Origin of the sequence: Streptococcus gingivalis (assembly GCF_035544715.1) — a bacterium.
Lineage (GTDB): Bacteria > Bacillota > Bacilli > Lactobacillales > Streptococcaceae > Streptococcus > Streptococcus gingivalis.
The window spans coordinates 464,741-479,746 of sequence record NZ_JAYKTO010000001.1 but is presented as its reverse complement, the minus strand read 5'-3'; the positions used below and the strand labels follow the sequence as shown (position 1 = coordinate 479,746).

At 43.7% G+C, this 15,006-nt stretch carries 15 protein-coding genes; 14 read left to right on the top strand and 1 reads right to left on the bottom strand.

All coding sequences use genetic code 11. The features are described 5' to 3' along the window. Nucleotides 1-337 precede the first annotated feature (337 nt). From SM122_RS02275 to SM122_RS02220, 12 genes are all read left to right on the top strand, one after another. Nucleotides 338-1,900, top strand: coding sequence for a 2-isopropylmalate synthase (locus SM122_RS02275; protein ID WP_324737762.1), 1,563 nt, complete (start codon nt 338-340; stop codon nt 1,898-1,900). Nucleotides 1,901-1,912: 12 nt separating this feature from the next. Beyond that, nucleotides 1,913-2,950 carry a 3-isopropylmalate dehydrogenase gene (gene leuB / locus SM122_RS02270; protein WP_155169158.1) on the top strand — a complete coding sequence of 346 codons (1,038 nt, stop codon included), beginning with the start codon at nt 1,913-1,915 and terminating at the stop codon, nt 2,948-2,950. Between the two features lies 1 nt (nt 2,951). Further along, complete coding sequence (locus SM122_RS02265; RefSeq protein WP_155169160.1) at nt 2,952-3,230, top strand: DUF1294 domain-containing protein; 279 nt, start codon at nt 2,952-2,954, stop codon at nt 3,228-3,230. 24 nt (nt 3,231-3,254) lie between these two features. Continuing rightward, nucleotides 3,255-4,637, top strand: coding sequence for a 3-isopropylmalate dehydratase large subunit (leuC, locus tag SM122_RS02260; RefSeq protein ID WP_155199560.1), 1,383 nt, complete (start codon nt 3,255-3,257; stop codon nt 4,635-4,637). An 11-nt stretch (nt 4,638-4,648) separates the two neighbouring features. Beyond that, nucleotides 4,649-5,239 (top strand): 3-isopropylmalate dehydratase small subunit, encoded by a 591-nt coding sequence (gene leuD, locus SM122_RS02255; RefSeq protein WP_070665884.1) that lies wholly within the window; start codon nt 4,649-4,651, stop codon nt 5,237-5,239. 98 nt (nt 5,240-5,337) lie between these two features. Continuing rightward, nucleotides 5,338-6,123, top strand: a complete 786-nt coding sequence (locus SM122_RS02250) for an L-threonylcarbamoyladenylate synthase (protein ID WP_155169164.1) — start codon at nt 5,338-5,340, stop codon at nt 6,121-6,123. Nucleotides 6,124-6,222: 99 nt separating this feature from the next. Beyond that, nucleotides 6,223-6,588, top strand: a complete 366-nt coding sequence (locus tag SM122_RS02245; protein ID WP_257738659.1) for a hypothetical protein — start codon at nt 6,223-6,225, stop codon at nt 6,586-6,588. A gap of 56 nt (nt 6,589-6,644) precedes the next feature. After that, nucleotides 6,645-7,055 (top strand): hypothetical protein, encoded by a 411-nt coding sequence (locus tag SM122_RS02240; RefSeq protein ID WP_272106621.1) that lies wholly within the window; start codon nt 6,645-6,647, stop codon nt 7,053-7,055. Between the two features lie 368 nt (nt 7,056-7,423). Beyond that, the gene (locus tag SM122_RS02235; protein ID WP_272106622.1) at nt 7,424-8,197 is read left to right on the top strand and encodes an SDR family NAD(P)-dependent oxidoreductase; all 774 of its coding nucleotides are present in this window, start codon (nt 7,424-7,426) and stop codon (nt 8,195-8,197) included. Then, nucleotides 8,197-9,339: a glycosyltransferase gene (locus SM122_RS02230; protein ID WP_272106623.1), complete on the top strand. Its 1,143-nt coding sequence runs from the start codon at nt 8,197-8,199 to the stop codon at nt 9,337-9,339. Before SM122_RS02235 ends, SM122_RS02230 begins: the two co-directional genes overlap by 1 nt. After that, nucleotides 9,332-9,988 (top strand): hypothetical protein, encoded by a 657-nt coding sequence (locus SM122_RS02225; RefSeq protein WP_272106624.1) that lies wholly within the window; start codon nt 9,332-9,334, stop codon nt 9,986-9,988. The genes SM122_RS02230 and SM122_RS02225 overlap by 8 nt, the downstream gene beginning before the upstream one ends. Next, the gene (locus tag SM122_RS02220) at nt 9,948-11,231 is read left to right on the top strand and encodes a glycosyltransferase (RefSeq protein ID WP_272106626.1); all 1,284 of its coding nucleotides are present in this window, start codon (nt 9,948-9,950) and stop codon (nt 11,229-11,231) included. Before SM122_RS02225 ends, SM122_RS02220 begins: the two co-directional genes overlap by 41 nt. Nucleotides 11,232-11,313: 82 nt before the next feature. On the opposite strand, the gene plsY is transcribed toward SM122_RS02220, so the two are convergent. After that, nucleotides 11,314-11,958, bottom strand: a complete 645-nt coding sequence (gene plsY / locus SM122_RS02215; protein WP_031576989.1) for a glycerol-3-phosphate 1-O-acyltransferase PlsY — start codon at nt 11,956-11,958, stop codon at nt 11,314-11,316. A 187-nt stretch (nt 11,959-12,145) separates the two neighbouring features. Between plsY and parE the strand changes: the two genes are divergently transcribed. Together parE and SM122_RS02205 are read left to right on the top strand one after the other, a co-directional pair. After that, nucleotides 12,146-14,095: a DNA topoisomerase IV subunit B gene (gene parE, locus SM122_RS02210; protein ID WP_003007156.1), complete on the top strand. Its 1,950-nt coding sequence runs from the start codon at nt 12,146-12,148 to the stop codon at nt 14,093-14,095. Between the two features lie 56 nt (nt 14,096-14,151). After that, the gene (locus tag SM122_RS02205) at nt 14,152-14,970 is read left to right on the top strand and encodes an aminoglycoside 6-adenylyltransferase (RefSeq protein WP_201090139.1); all 819 of its coding nucleotides are present in this window, start codon (nt 14,152-14,154) and stop codon (nt 14,968-14,970) included. The last annotated feature ends 36 nt before the right edge of the window (nt 14,971-15,006 follow it).

Sequence of the window (15,006 nt, the reverse complement as noted above, 5' to 3'; positions counted from 1 at the left end):
TAAGAGCATCTCGGTTTTCTTATGTAAAAACAGGATGTCTATAGACTAAGTAGAATCAAAAGCTTTATTTTGTTCTATTCAAAAAATTCAGAATATTGTAGAAAATTCTTGACATTGCTTTTTCCCTATGCTAAAATACTAAACAAGACATTGAACAAAGGAGAAAGTCAAACATGAAAACAGCTAAGTTTATTCAATTTGCTTTGTTGTTGAGGTATAAGGGCTAGTGCAGAAGCATTAGTCCTGTTTGGCTTACCAAGCGGGCAAAAACATCTCGCTTGGTTAACCGAGTGAGATGTTTTTCTTTATATCCACTACATAGAAATGAGGAGACCCTATGCGTAAAGTTGAATTTTTAGATACCAGCCTTCGGGATGGCGAACAGACTCCAGGAGTTAATTTTTCTATCAAAGAAAAGATTGCCATTGCTAAACAATTGGAAAAGTGGGGCATTTCTGCTATTGAAGCAGGTTTTCCTGCAGCTAGTCCTGACTCCTTCACAGCTGTTCAAGAGATTGCCAAGGTCTTGACCAAGACAGCCGTGACAGGTTTGGCCCGTTCTGTCAAATCAGATATTGATGCTTGTTATGAAGCCTTGAAGGATGCTAAGTATCCACAAATTCACGTCTTTATCGCAACCAGTCCGATTCACCGGGAGTTTAAACTCAACAAGACAAAGGAAGAAATCCTTGAAACGATCAAAGAGCACGTTTCTTACGCTCGCTCAAAATTTGAGATTGTGGAGTTCTCTCCCGAAGATGCGACCCGGACAGAATTGGATTTTCTCTTGCAAGTTGTCCAGACTGCAGTCGATGCTGGTGCTAGCTACATCAATATTCCTGATACAGTCGGTTTCACGACACCAGCAGAGTACGGAGCCATTTTCAAATACTTGATCGACCATGTCAAGACAGACCGCGAGATTATCTATTCCCCTCATTGCCATGATGACCTAGGTATGGCCGTGGCAAATAGTCTCGCTGCTGTTAAAAATGGTGCCCGTCGTGTCGAAGGAACCATTAATGGGATCGGGGAGCGGGCCGGCAATGCGGCGCTTGAAGAAGTAGCGGTTGCTCTCAATATCCGTGAAGACTATTACCAGGTGGAAAGTCCAATTGTCCTTAATGAAACTATCAATACTTCTGAGTTGGTCTCTCGTTACTCTGGTATTCCAATTCCTAAAAACAAGGCGGTTGTTGGTGGCAATGCCTTCTCACACGAGTCTGGGATCCACCAAGATGGAGTTCTTAAAAATCCTCTTACCTATGAAATCATCACGCCTGAGTTGGTGGGTGTTAAGAGCAATAGTCTCCCTCTTGGAAAATTGTCTGGTCGCCATGCCTTTGTCGAAAAACTGCATGAGTTGGGACTGGATTTCACAGAAGAAGATATCAAGCCATTGTTTGCTAAGTTCAAATCTCTGGCAGACAAGAAACACGAGATCACAGATGCCGATATCCGCGCCCTTGTTGCCGGTACAGCAGTGGAAAATCCAGAAGGATTCCAATTTAATGATCTACGCTTAACCACCAATGCAGACGAAACGATTACAGCAGCGGTTAGCCTCCGCAATGAAGAAGGGGAAGTGCTTGAGTTCCTTGCCAATGGTCAAGGGTCGGTTGAAGCCATCTTTAATGCGATTGATAAATTCTTCAACCAAACTGTTCGCTTGACCTCATACAATATCGATGCAGTTACAGATGGGATCGATGCCCAAGCCCGTGTCTTGGTATCCGTGGAAAATGTCGATACAGATACGATTTTCAATGCCTCTGGTTTGGACTTCGACGTATTGAAAGCCTCTGCCATCGCTTATATCAATGCCAACACGCTGGTTCAAAAAGAGAATGCGGGTGAGATGGGACGAGCTGTCTCCTACCGTGATCTTCCACAAGCCTAAGAGGAAATGAACATGACAAAGAAAATTGTAACACTTGCAGGAGATGGGATTGGCCCTGAGATCATGGCAGCTGGACTAGAGGTCCTCGCAGCCGTTGCTCCCAAAATTGGCTTTGATTATAGTCTAGAAGACAAACCTTTTGGGGGTGCTGGGATTGATGCCGCTGGCCACCCACTTCCCCAAGATACTCTAAAAGCAGCTAAAGGAGCGGATGCTATTCTTCTCGCAGCCATCGGAAGTCCTGAGTATGACAATGCTCCTGTTCGTCCCGAACAAGGCCTGCTCGCTATTCGCAAGGAATTAAATCTCTTTGCCAATATTCGTCCTGTACGGATTTTTGACGCCTTGAAACACTTGTCTCCTTTGAAACCAGAGCGTATCGAGGGTGTCGACTTCGTGGTCGTGCGTGAATTGACAGGTGGGATTTATTTTGGAGAGCATATCTTGAAAGAAGATACAGCGCGCGATATCAATGATTACAGTGCGGAAGAAATTCGTCGGATTATGTACCAAGGCTTCAAGATCGCCCAAGGACGTGGCAAGAAAGTGACCAGTATCGATAAGCAAAATGTCCTAGCAACTTCTAAATTGTGGCGCCAAGTGGCAGAAGAAGTTGCCAAAGAATTTCCAGATGTGACCTTAGAGCACCAGCTTGTCGATAGTGCGGCCATGATCATGATTACCAATCCAGCCCGCTTTGATGTCGTAGTGACAGAGAATCTATTCGGAGATATCTTATCTGACGAATCGAGCGTCCTTCCTGGAACACTAGGCGTGATGCCGTCTGCCAGTCATTCTGACCAAGGACCAAGCATGTACGAACCGATTCACGGTTCAGCACCTGATATTGCTGGTCAAGGCATTGCCAATCCGATTTCCATGATCCTGTCCGTTGCCATGATGCTCCGAGACAGTTTTGGAGAAACAGCAGGTGCAGAAATGATCCAAGAAGCTGTCAATCAAACCTTGAATCAAGGAATCTTGACGCGAGATCTAGGTGGTCAGGCTTCTACTGCTGAGATGACTGCAGCCATTATTGGGAATCTCTAAGATGACTTGGAGAGATCGCTGTTTAGTTGTTATTGCTATTTGGAATAGTATCGTATTTCTGACCTATGGTTTAGATAAACGAAAAGCTATCCAAAACAGGTGGCGGATTCCTGAAAAGGTCCTGTTACTCGAGAGCTGGCTGCTTAGTGGATTTGGAGCTCTACTAGGTGGATATCTTTTTCACCACAAGGTGCGGAAATGGTATTTTCAAGCCACCTGGTGGGGCAGTAGCCTTCTTTTAGCAGGTGTCCTCTTTCTAATCCTTCAATGGATTTCCTAACAAGAAGATAAATGGAGAAAGATGATGAGTGGAAAATCTATCTTTGATAAACTTTGGGACCGCCACGTGATTACAGGAGTGGAAGGGCAACCCCAACTCATGTATGTGGACCAACACTATATCCACGAAGTGACGAGTCCGCAAGCCTTTCAAGGATTACGGGATGCAGGACGCAAGGTTCGACGACCCGATTTAACCTTTGGAACCTTTGATCACAATGTTCCAACGGTCAATATTTTTGATATTCGAGATGTGATTTCAAAAGCCCAGATTGATAAATTAGCTGAGAATGTGGTGGACTTTGGGATTGATCATGCTGCCCATGGTTCTGCTAAGCAAGGAATCGTTCATATGGTGGGCCCTGAAACCGGTCGGACCCAGCCTGGGAAATTTATTGTCTGTGGAGACAGCCATACCGCAACCCACGGAGCCTTTGGTGCCATTGCCTTTGGGATTGGAACCAGTGAAGTGGAGCATGTCTTTGCTACCCAAACCATCTGGCAAGTCAAACCAAAGAAAATGTTGGTTGAATTCACCGGAACCCCACAAAAAGGGATCTATTCAAAGGATTACATCCTAGCTTTGATCGCGCGCTACGGTGTTGCTTGTGGAGTTGGCTATGTCGTAGAGTATCGGGGTGAAGCAATTGATCGCTTGACCATGGAAGAACGCATGACCATCTGCAATATGTCGATCGAGTTCGGGTCCAAAATGGGGATCATGAATCCAGATGAGACGACCTTTGACTACCTCCGGGGACGCGAATGTGTGCCAGATGATTTTGAGGCCGCAGTAGCTGATTGGAAGACTCTGGTTAGTGATGACGATGCCGTTTATGATAAGGTCATCCGTATGGATGTATCCGATCTTGCTCCGATGGTGACTTGGGGGACCAATCCTTCTATGGGAGTGGACTTCGAGACTCCTTTTCCAGAGATTCGAGACATGAATGATGAACGGGCTTATCATTATATGGATCTAGAACCTGGCCAAAAACCAGCAGACATTGAATTGGGCTATATCTTTATCGGTTCTTGTACCAATGCGCGTCTCAGTGATTTGGAGGTGGCAGCCAAGTTTGTGAAAGGCAAAAAAATTGCACCAAACTTAACTGCTATTGTGGTCCCTGGCTCTCGTCCGGTTAAGCAAGCCGCCGAAAAGTTGGGTTTGGATAAAATCTTTATGGATGCAGGCTTTGAATGGCGTGATCCAGGATGCTCCATGTGTCTAGGAATGAATCCGGACAAGGTTCCAGATGGCGTCCACTGTGCCTCTACTAGCAACCGGAACTTTGAAGACCGCCAAGGATTTGGGGCTAAAACCCATCTCTGTAGCCCAGCAATGGCCGCTGCAGCAGCAATCGCTGGTCGCTTTGTCGATGTGCGCCAAATGCCAGAAGTCGAGTAAAAGGAGGAAGCATGGAGAAATTTACCAGTTATACGGGAACTACAGTTCCTTTGATGAACGATAATATTGATACTGACCAAATCCTCCCCAAGCAATTCTTAAAGTTAATTGATAAAAAAGGTTTTGGGAAATACCTCATGTATGCTTGGCGCTATTTGGATGACCAATATACTGAGGATCCAGATTTTATCTTTAACAAGCCAGAATACCGCAAGGCAACCATTTTGATCACTGGTGACAATTTTGGGGCTGGTTCCTCTCGGGAACACGCAGCCTGGGCTTTAGCTGATTATGGCTTTAAAGTCGTTATCGCCGGATCCTTCGGAGATATCCATTACAATAATGAGCTCAATAATGGCATGCTGCCGATTGTCCAACCGCTAGAGGTTCGTCAAAAATTGGCAAGTTTGAAGCCGGCAGATCCAGTGACGGTAGATTTGGAAGAGCAGAAGATCCTCTCGCCTGTTGGAGAGTTTCGCTTTGAGATCGATCAAGATTGGAAGCACAAATTGCTCAACGGGTTGGATGATATCGGGATTACACTTCAGTATGAAGACTTGATCGCAGCTTATGAGAAGAACAGGCCAGCTTACTGGCAATGATAAAATTGTATACTGAATTACGAATTTTCTGAAAATATATTGAATTTGAGACTGTTTTTTGATACAATACTAAAAAGAATAGAAAAGGAAAGAGACTTATGACAAAACACATTCAATGGGACGGACAACTTTCACAAGAAGGATTTGATATTCTAAAAGGAGAGGGTGGCTGTATCGTCTGCCCTACCAAAGTTGGCTATATCATCATGACCAGTGACAAGGCTGGCTTGGAACGTAAATTCGAAGCCAAAGAACGCAACCGCAACAAACCAGGTGTGGTTCTTTGCGGAAGCATGGACGAACTTCGTGCCCTTGCGCAATTGAATCCTGAAATCGAAGCCTTCTACCAAAAACATTGGGATGAAGATATCTTGCTTGGTTGTATCCTTCCTTGGCGTGAAGATGCCTATACAAAATTGCAAGCCTTCGGAGATGGACGTGAAGAACTCATGACAGACGTTCGTGGAACTTCATGCTTTGTCATCAAATTTGGTAAAGCTGGTGAGCAAATTGCCAAAGAAATGTGGGAAAAAGAAGGTAAGATGGTTTACGCTTCTTCAGCCAACCCTTCCGGTAAAGGAAACCGCGGGAAGGTCGAAGGAATTGGTGAGCGCATCGAAGGTGCCGTGGACTTGATCATCGAAGCAGATGATTATGTAGCTTCTATCCAACCAGACAAGACCATTGAAACTCGCTATGAACAAGGTGTGATGGTCTCTATGGTTGATGCCGAAGGAAAACTGATTCCAGAACAAGGAGCAGGTAGCCGTTCTGTCAATACTTGTCCAGTTGTGATCCGTAAAGGATTGGATATCGATAAGATCATGATGCACTTATCTGATCATTTCAACTCTTGGAACTACCGCCAAGGGGAATACTATTAAGAAACAGAAAAAAGCATTCCATTTGGGATGCTGTTTTTGTGAAAGGTTAAAAGATGGTATAATAGAGTCAAACGATGTTCCATTAGAAGAGGAGTTAGTATGGTCTCCAGAAAAGCATTTATCGACAAAGCCAATCAGGAAGGTTTTTCCTTCAACATCCAAATCCCATGGTGGACGTACAATAACTTCAAGTCATTAGTTTGGAGAAAAAGGCTCTCTGAGGAGCAAGTCTATCAGATCTTTCTTTTACTTTGTAGAGAGGTAGAAGACCGGCAAATGCAGGCAGTAGCGGATAAGAGAAAGTATCAGACCGGATTTTATATAGTCGCATGCAATGGTCGCGAATTTCGCTTTGAGTTTGCTTTTAAAAAGAACCAACAACTAAGAGTTTATAATCTCTTTGAGACCGTCAATGGTCGTAAGAAACTCACCCTGATGGATCTGCTTGACTACATAATGGATTGAATGTGTATAGAAACAATAAGGGTTCACTAAAGATTGATAAAAGAAAGAGTAGTTCTATGATTTCAAGAGATGCATTTTTAGAAAGAATCAATCAGGAGGGATTTTCATTTAGTATTGACATCCCGCGCAGAAATTTTTCGGATTTTACATCATTAGTTCGGAGAAGAAGAATTTCAGAAGAAGACCTCTATCAGCTGTTTTATAACTATTGTCAGGAGCTAGAAAACTGTTTGAAAGAAGCAGGGGAGACACGACGCTTACTCTTCAATAAATTTCCAGTTAGCCCCGTTCATGATAAATATAAAACGAAATTTGATACAGTGGCACCCAACGGACGGGAGTTCCGCTTTGAGTTTGTCTTTAGCAATGACAATCGTTTAAAAGTTTATCATCTTATCGAAACGGTTAATGGTCGTAGGAAAAAAACACCTATGGAAATACTGACGGACCTAGTCGATGCTTTATAGTGGATACTGATCTAAGAGAAATCTTATGAGATACCTATTTCTTCTTGATTCCATTGAGCCTAGTGACTATAATGAGTGAGTTTAATAAAGCTACAGGTAGACTCTTGTTCCTCTGCTTGTTTGCTCTTACTTTTTCATGTTGGTACTATTTGTAATCATCACAGCTCCAGTAGTTTTATTAAACCGACCTTTCCTATTTGATCGCCTAATAGCTAGTAGTTATTGAAGTACGGTTGGGAAATAGACAAAAGACAAAAAGGACTCTATTTTTACGTTAGAGACCTTTTTGACAAGTAGGGGTTGAACTGTAAAGCTGGAGAATGGTAGTAAGAGTTTTCTAACTGGTTGAAATTTGGTACACTAGAGTTATGAAGATGGAAGATACAATTAAAAAAGGGATCATTATAGGAGCTACAGGAGGGATTGGTGGTCAATTAGCGAAAGAATTGGCACAACGTTTGGAGCATCTGATTTTAGTGAGTCGAGATGCTGACAAACTCTCCCAAGTCCAAAAGGAACTAACTGGGAGTAAGGCGCAGCTTTCAATCCTAACATTAGATATGCTAGATCAAGTGGCTCTAGAAGCTTTTGTAGAGAGTCTAGATGCTGATCTTCTCGTCAATTGTGCGGGACTAGCCTATTTTTCCCTAGGATGTGACCTTGATTCAGCTAGTGAGCAAGACCTCTGGCAGGTCAACTACCATAGTCCAGTCCAGCTAATCAAGCAGGTGGTGCAAAAGAATCAGAAGATCCAGCTGGTCCAGCTGTCTTCGTTGGCAGCTCTTTTTCCTCATCCCTATCTAGCAGCCTACAGTGCTAGCAAGGCTGCCTTGCAGACCTACACTCTTGCTCTCCAGGAGGAACTGAGGCAATCAGATTCCCCGATTCAGCTAGGTCTCTATATTCTTGGACCAGTCCAAACAGCTATTTTTCCCCAAAAACTAGTAGAAGCATTGGGTGGCAGTCGCTTGCAGATGAAGCCTGAGAAAGTCGCTCAGCAGTTGATCCGATTCATAGAAGGGGATACTTCCTATGAGATTATCGGCCTTCGCTATCGCTTGCTAGTTTGGCTAGGTCGACTGCTTCCCCAAAGATGGCTCATTCGTGTCCTTGCCAGGTATTTACGAAAGGGACTTAATTGATGAAATTCATATTTATATTTTTAGGCCTTGCTTATCTTCTCTTATTTCTCATCCGTTGGTTGCTGTCCTTTACTTATTATAAAAGAGGTCAGGCTCATATTGCGGACTTCCCAGAAGAGCTTTTTACGGTGGTTCAACCCATCCTTTCTGGGGATCCTCGTTTAGAGAGTGATTTGCGGGCCAATCTCCAGCAAACTGAAGCAGTAGAATTTTACTGGTTGATTGATCAGTCTGATATAGAAGCCCAACGAGTAGCAGATCAGATTTGCCAAGAGGCTTCCTTTGCCCAACGCATTCGAATTTTTCTCATTGAAGACGTCCCTCAGGGGATTAATCCCAAGAGTTACAAGATTGAGCAGGTTGTAGAGGAGCTGACCCGGCCTTATCTGATTGTTTTGGACGATGATAGTGTGATTGATTTTTCTAAAATGGGTGAGCTGACCGCCTATTTGGGTCAAGAGGTCATTCTGACAGGTATTCCTTATAACCAGGAGAGAAGCAATTTCTGGTCCAAGCTGGTCGCAGCATTCGTTAATGGCAATTCCTTTATTACCTATTTTACCATGGCAGAAGTTGAGGCGAATCATTCCATCAACGGGATGTTCTATATTCTACCGGTAGAACTTGCAAAAGACCAGGGGCTTTTCACAGCGATTAAGAATTATCTATGTGATGATTTAGCTGTAGCCGATTTTTTAAGGAGTAAAGGAATATCCATTATCCAAACACGGGTCACCTGTAATGTTCGAACGACTATCAAGGATGCCAAGCAATATTTGCTCCAGATGAAGCGTTGGCTTCTCTTTAGCTCTATCTACCTCAAAGAACACCTGGACTGGAAGGTCTTTTTCCTCATAGGTTTACCGAGTTTTCTGCCTCTTCCAACTTTGATCTTAAGCCTCATTTTAGGATGGCCTTATCTTCTTCTAGCCTTAAGCTTACTAGTATTCAAGGCAGTATGGATGCTCCTCTATCGACAAAGCATCCTATCCAATCGCCTACACTTGGATGAAGTCATCTACGAAGTGCTGAATGATCTCCTGCTTCCTTGGCTGTTTGTCTATGTTCTGATGACTCCTCCTGTGATTAATTGGCGGGGGCGGAAGATTCGTGTGACGGACGGAAAGATTCGTTATGAGTAAGATGAAGTCCTATCTAGACCGTTTGTCTGCTTTATCTCTTGATTATACCATGCTAAACTCTAATCGCTTGGTTCTCTTTCTCAGTGGGAGCAGTGATGTCACTTGTGCCGGGCTGACAGCTGGGCAGCTAGACCTCCTCCATGCGATTTGTCCATCAGGTTATAGAGTAGTAGAGAGTAATTTTCCCTTCAATCAAGATTTTGAACATATAAAATTTCCTCAAGTATCCCTAATGTCGGCTTCTGTATCCAATATCATCTACTATTGGCATACGATTTTGAACTCTCGCTTTCAAAAGCTCTTACAACAACACTTGTCTCCCTTACTGGAAGTGCAGGAGGTGGTTCTTGTTTGTAAGAGTTCAGGGGTTAATATGCTGACGCAGTGGCTTAGAAATGTAGGGAAGGAGGTATCCTTGCCAAGGTTGCGCGTGATAGCGCTTGGACCTGTTTCCCAGCTTCTCTTACGTCAAAAGGAGGTAGAGGTATTGGTTATCAAAGGCAAAAAAGATCCTTATTCACGAATTTTGGACCGCCATTCAGCGGATATCCAAGTGGATACGAATCATTATAGCTATGAATACAGAGAAGATGTGAAAGGAATCATCTATGACTGGATTAGACAAAGTGATAAAAATCGATGTGATTAGCGTCCCCTTTAGTGGTCATTTATTTCCGACTTTGACTTTGGTCAAGCCCTTGCTGGAGGATCCTCGTTTTCAGGTTCGAGTCATCACAGGTTTTCAGAAAAAGGCATTGGTTGAGCAGATTGGTTTTGACTGCCTTGCCTTGTTTCCTGACCGTCCGACAGTCATGGAAGATATAGCCAATACAGCCAAGCAAGCAAATCTCTTTATCATGTACCAACAATTAGGGGCTAATAGCAAACTGATTCCTGAAGTTTTCAACGAGATAAATCGAATTTGGGACTCTGAAGGACAACCAGACTTGATTATTGCAGATTTTGTAGCCGCTCCTGCTGGAGTTTTAGCAGATCGTTTGGGCATTCCCTGGATTACGACCATTCCAAGTCCAGTAGCGATTGAAAGTCGCACGACAACGCCTGCTTATCTAGGTGGCTGGAAACCGCATCAGGGAATCCTCTACAAGTGGAGAGATGCTCTGGGCAGACAAGTTATCCGTCTGGCAAAGAAGGTTGGATTAGCGCTGGTTAAGAAGAATCTCGATACCCTTCAGGATTTCAAATTGTACCGTGAAGATGGGACAGAAGCGATCTATTCTCCCTATTCAATCTTGGCTCTAGGCATGAAAGAGTTGGAGTTTCGAGACGATTTTCCATCCCAACTCAAATGGATCGGTTATCGCTGTCTCTCTTTTGACCACCTTCCTCAAGAACAGAAACAGTATTTTACGAGTTCTAAAAAGCGGGTCCTCGTTACCTGTGGGACCCATTTAAAGTGGGAAAAAGAGCGGATGATAGAGTTGGCAAAGCTTTTGAGCCAAGAACATCCTGACTATGTCTTTTACGTAACCTTAGGCGCCCCTAATGGTTTGGAGAATCCACCCAAGATGTTGTCGGAGAATCTTTTGATCTTTGATTACCTCCCCTATTCAGATGTTCTGGATCAAATGGACTTTGCTATTCATCATGCAGGTGCTGGGATTTTGATGGGGTGTATCGAAGAGGGGATTCCTAGTCTGATTTTGCCCCAGGACTATGACCAGTTTGACAATGCGGTTCGGGCTGAGTTATTCCAAGTAGGATTGGTTTCTCGTAAAAAGACAGATTCCGAAGTTTTGCGCTTATTTAATGAATTGGTTTCTCGGGAAGATTGGTCGCACCTAAAGGCTCTGGCTCAGAAAAGCAAAGCCTACCAGCCAACAAAGATTCTTTATCAAGAAATTGAGAGACTCCTGAAAGTGAAGTTATAGAAGAAAGAGGAGGGAGAGACTCCTACTTGCTTTCTTCCATAGATCTTCTATTTAATGAACATAAAAAACTAGAGCGCTTGCTCTAGTTTTTTGGTTGTTGATGGGTGATATTCTTTCCCCAAGGGATGAGATTTTCTTTTTTCTCTTTGATCCGTTGGATATTGTCCTTGTGACGAAGAATGATCAAGGTCGCTAGTGCCAAGACAATGATTGTAAAAAGTGGATCATAGCTGTGCAAGATCCATCCAGTCAAAGGAAGAAGGAGGACCGAAAGAATGGCGAGTAGCGCAACGGTAACACTCGAAAACGAAATCATACTGGTTAAATACAGGCTGGCTACAAAATAAACTGCTAAAATGAGTAGCAGGATAGGCGAGAAACCAAGTAAGACACCAGCACTCGTCGCCACTGCCTTTCCACCCTTGAATCCAGCAAAAATTGGGAAAGTATGCCCCAATACAGCTAAGAGGCCAAAGACCATTGGCGAGATCCCCTGAATTCCAAAGAAAGTCGGAAGGAGAACGGCCAAAGTTCCTTTCAAGAAATCAATCGCAAAGACAATGATTCCAGCTTTCTTCCCTAGAATCCGAAAGGTATTGGTCGTTCCTGTATTGCCCGAGCCATGTTCCCGTAAATTAATATGGAAAAAGATTTTCCCAATCCATAATCCCGAAGGAATGGAGCCTAACAGATAGGCTAAAATTAAAACACTTATTTCTTTTATCATACTTTCATTATATCAAAAAGCCAACGATAGAAAAAGCAATTTCTGGAGTTCAAGTGTGACATCTGAAGAAAGTGTCCAGCCAGCTTTTTTTACTGAGATATAGAAATCTCCATATAAAGAGAAAAAATTTTGCAAAATTTCCTAAAAAACTGTAATATAGAAAAGATGAACAAACAGGAGGTTCCTTGTGGCAAAAAAGGAAATCAATATTAATAATTATAATGACGATGCCATTCAGGTACTAGAAGGGTTGGATGCAGTCCGTAAACGTCCAGGGATGTATATCGGATCGACCGACGGAAATGGCTTGCATCACATGGTCTGGGAGATCGTGGATAATGCGGTCGATGAAGCCTTGTCTGGCTTTGGCTCACAAATCGATGTAACGATTAATAAAGATGGTTCGCTATCGGTAGAAGACCAGGGACGTGGAATGCCGACCGGGATGCATGCTATGGGCAAACCAACCGTTGAGGTCATCTTTACCGTCCTCCATGCTGGAGGGAAGTTTGGTCAAGGAGGCTATAAGACATCTGGAGGTCTTCACGGAGTGGGATCTTCTGTCGTCAATGCCCTTTCTAGCTGGCTAGAGGTAGAAATTACTCGTGATGGAGCTGTCTATAAGCAACGTTTTGAAGATGGGGGAAAACCAGTTACAACCCTTGAAAAGATCGGCTCTGCTCCCAAGTCTAAGACAGGGACTAAGGTTACCTTCATGCCAGATCCAACCATCTTTTCAACGACAGATTTTAAATTCAATACCATTGCTGAGCGAATCAAAGAATCAGCCTTCTTGCTGAAGGACGTGACGCTGACGCTGACCGATCTCCGTAAGGAAGAAGATAACCATGTGGCCTTTCATTATGAAAATGGTGTCCAAGATTTCGTAGAGTACTTGAACGAAGACAAGGAAACTTTGACACCGGTTCTCTACTTTAGTGGCGAATCAGATGGCTTTCAGGTAGAAGTGGCCATGCAATACAATGATGGCTACTCAGATAATATCTTGTCCTTCGTTAATAATGTCCGCACTAAAGATGGGGGAACCCACGAGACGGGTCTGAAGACAGCCATTACCAAGGCTATGAACGACTATGCAAGAAAGACAGGGCTCCTCAAAGAAAAAGACAAGAATCTGGAAGGATCAGACTACCGCGAAGGTTTGTCTGCTGTTCTTTCGATCTTGGTTCCAGAAGCTCATTTGCAGTTTGAAGGGCAAACCAAAGACAAATTAGGAAGTCCCTTGGCTCGTCCAGTTGTCGATAGCATTGTTTCTGATAAATTGACCTTCTTCCTCATGGAAAATGGGGAGTTGGCTTCTAATCTCATTCGTAAGGCTATTAAAGCCCGGGATGCGCGTGAAGCCGCTCGTAAAGCGCGGGATGAAAGCCGAAATGGCAAGAAGAGTAAAAAGGACAAGGGACTTTTGTCTGGGAAATTGACACCAGCCCAGTCTAAAAATCCTAAGAAAAACGAACTCTATCTAGTCGAAGGAGACTCAGCCGGCGGTTCTGCCAAACAAGGGCGGGACCGTAAGTTCCAAGCGATTCTTCCACTTCGTGGGAAGGTTCTTAATACTGAGAAGGCCAATATGAGTGATATCCTCAAAAACGAGGAGATCAACACCATGATCTACACCATCGGTGCTGGCGTTGGGGCAGATTTCTCAGTGGAAGACGCCAACTACGATAAGATCATTATCATGACCGACGCAGATACGGATGGTGCCCACATTCAAACCCTCCTCTTAACCTTCTTCTATCGCTATATGCGCCCTTTGGTAGAAGCAGGTCATGTCTACATTGCACTTCCTCCTCTTTATAAGATGTCGAAAGGCAAAGGCAAGAAAGAAGAAGTAGCCTATGCTTGGACAGATAGCGAATTAGAAGAGTTGCGTCGGACCTTTGGCCGTGGAGCAACCCTTCAACGTTACAAAGGGTTGGGGGAAATGAATGCGGATCAGCTTTGGGAAACCACCATGAACCCAGAAACTCGTACCCTGATCCGTGTCACCATTGATGATTTAGCGCGTGCAGAACGCCGTGTTTCCGTCCTTATGGGTGATAAGGCTGCACCACGTCGTCAATGGATTGAAGATAACGTTAAGTTTACCTTAGAAGAAAATACAGTTTTTTAATCACTTTCTACTTATAAATTAAATAAGCTGGGATGTAGAAATGGTAAGGAATCGACATGAGTACTGATACAGAAATGATGAATCTGATTTTGCAGATAGCTGAGTCCTTGCAAGTGGAAGCAGTGGCCTTATCCGGTTCGCGAGCCAATCCTCGGGCACCCAAAGACGAGTTTCAAGATTATGATGTGGTCTATATCGTTGATGATCTAGAAGACCTGATTTCAGATTTATCCTGGTTGGATCAGTACGGAAACCGATTCATCGAACAGCACAACCGACTGGGACACCGTCGTCTGTATCTCATGCTCTTTGAAGATGGGAATCGCATCGATTTAACCCTCTGTCCCAAGGAGTCTATCCAAGAGTGGGTGGATAGCGAGGCTGGTTTCAAAGTCTTAAAAGATGACAAAGGTTTGTTTGACTCTTACATTCCTAGTCCGAAGCGCTACTGGACCGCTCCGCCTACCGAAGAAGATTTTGCAGCCTCCTGCAATGAATTTTGGTGGGTATCGGCTTATGTCGTCAAGGCCATTCGAAGAAAGCAACTCATCTATGCGACTGATCATCTCTATAGCATTTGTCAGCAAGAACTCCTCAAGGTCTTAGCTTGGCAGGTGACAAGCTATAGGGGAGTAGTTGACATCGGAAAGAACTACAAGTACCTCTTCCACTATCTACCAGCTGAGCAAGAGAAGGAGTTCTCAGCTTTGCTTGATTTATCTAGTTTCGATAAAATCACTCATTCTTTATTTGCTACCATGGGGCTATTCAATCGAGAAGCTCAAATTCTGGCTCAAAAGATGGGATTTACTTACGATATGGAAGTTGCAGAGAAAATGATTTCTTATGCTAAAGAGAAACTTTCTAATCATTAATGAATCTATTTTAAACATCAGAAAGGAACGTTTGGT

Bases quoted from the DNA above. Each gene is read 5' to 3' on its own strand.
- SM122_RS02275 (WP_324737762.1), top strand. From the start codon at position 338: ATGCGTAAAGTTGAATTTTTAGATACCAGCCTTCGGGATGGCGAACAG.
- leuB (WP_155169158.1), top strand. From the start codon at position 1,913: ATGACAAAGAAAATTGTAACACTTGCAGGAGATGGGATTGGCCCTGAG.
- SM122_RS02265 (WP_155169160.1), top strand. From the start codon at position 2,952: ATGACTTGGAGAGATCGCTGTTTAGTTGTTATTGCTATTTGGAATAGT.
- leuC (WP_155199560.1), top strand. From the start codon at position 3,255: ATGAGTGGAAAATCTATCTTTGATAAACTTTGGGACCGCCACGTGATT.
- leuD (WP_070665884.1), top strand. From the start codon at position 4,649: ATGGAGAAATTTACCAGTTATACGGGAACTACAGTTCCTTTGATGAAC.
- SM122_RS02250 (WP_155169164.1), top strand. From the start codon at position 5,338: ATGACAAAACACATTCAATGGGACGGACAACTTTCACAAGAAGGATTT.
- SM122_RS02245 (WP_257738659.1), top strand. From the start codon at position 6,223: ATGGTCTCCAGAAAAGCATTTATCGACAAAGCCAATCAGGAAGGTTTT.
- SM122_RS02240 (WP_272106621.1), top strand. From the start codon at position 6,645: ATGATTTCAAGAGATGCATTTTTAGAAAGAATCAATCAGGAGGGATTT.
- SM122_RS02235 (WP_272106622.1), top strand. From the start codon at position 7,424: ATGAAGATGGAAGATACAATTAAAAAAGGGATCATTATAGGAGCTACA.
- SM122_RS02230 (WP_272106623.1), top strand. From the start codon at position 8,197: ATGAAATTCATATTTATATTTTTAGGCCTTGCTTATCTTCTCTTATTT.
- SM122_RS02225 (WP_272106624.1), top strand. From the start codon at position 9,332: ATGAGTAAGATGAAGTCCTATCTAGACCGTTTGTCTGCTTTATCTCTT.
- SM122_RS02220 (WP_272106626.1), top strand. From the start codon at position 9,948: ATGACTGGATTAGACAAAGTGATAAAAATCGATGTGATTAGCGTCCCC.
- plsY (WP_031576989.1), bottom strand. From the start codon at position 11,958: ATGATAAAAGAAATAAGTGTTTTAATTTTAGCCTATCTGTTAGGCTCC.
- SM122_RS02205 (WP_201090139.1), top strand. From the start codon at position 14,152: ATGAGTACTGATACAGAAATGATGAATCTGATTTTGCAGATAGCTGAG.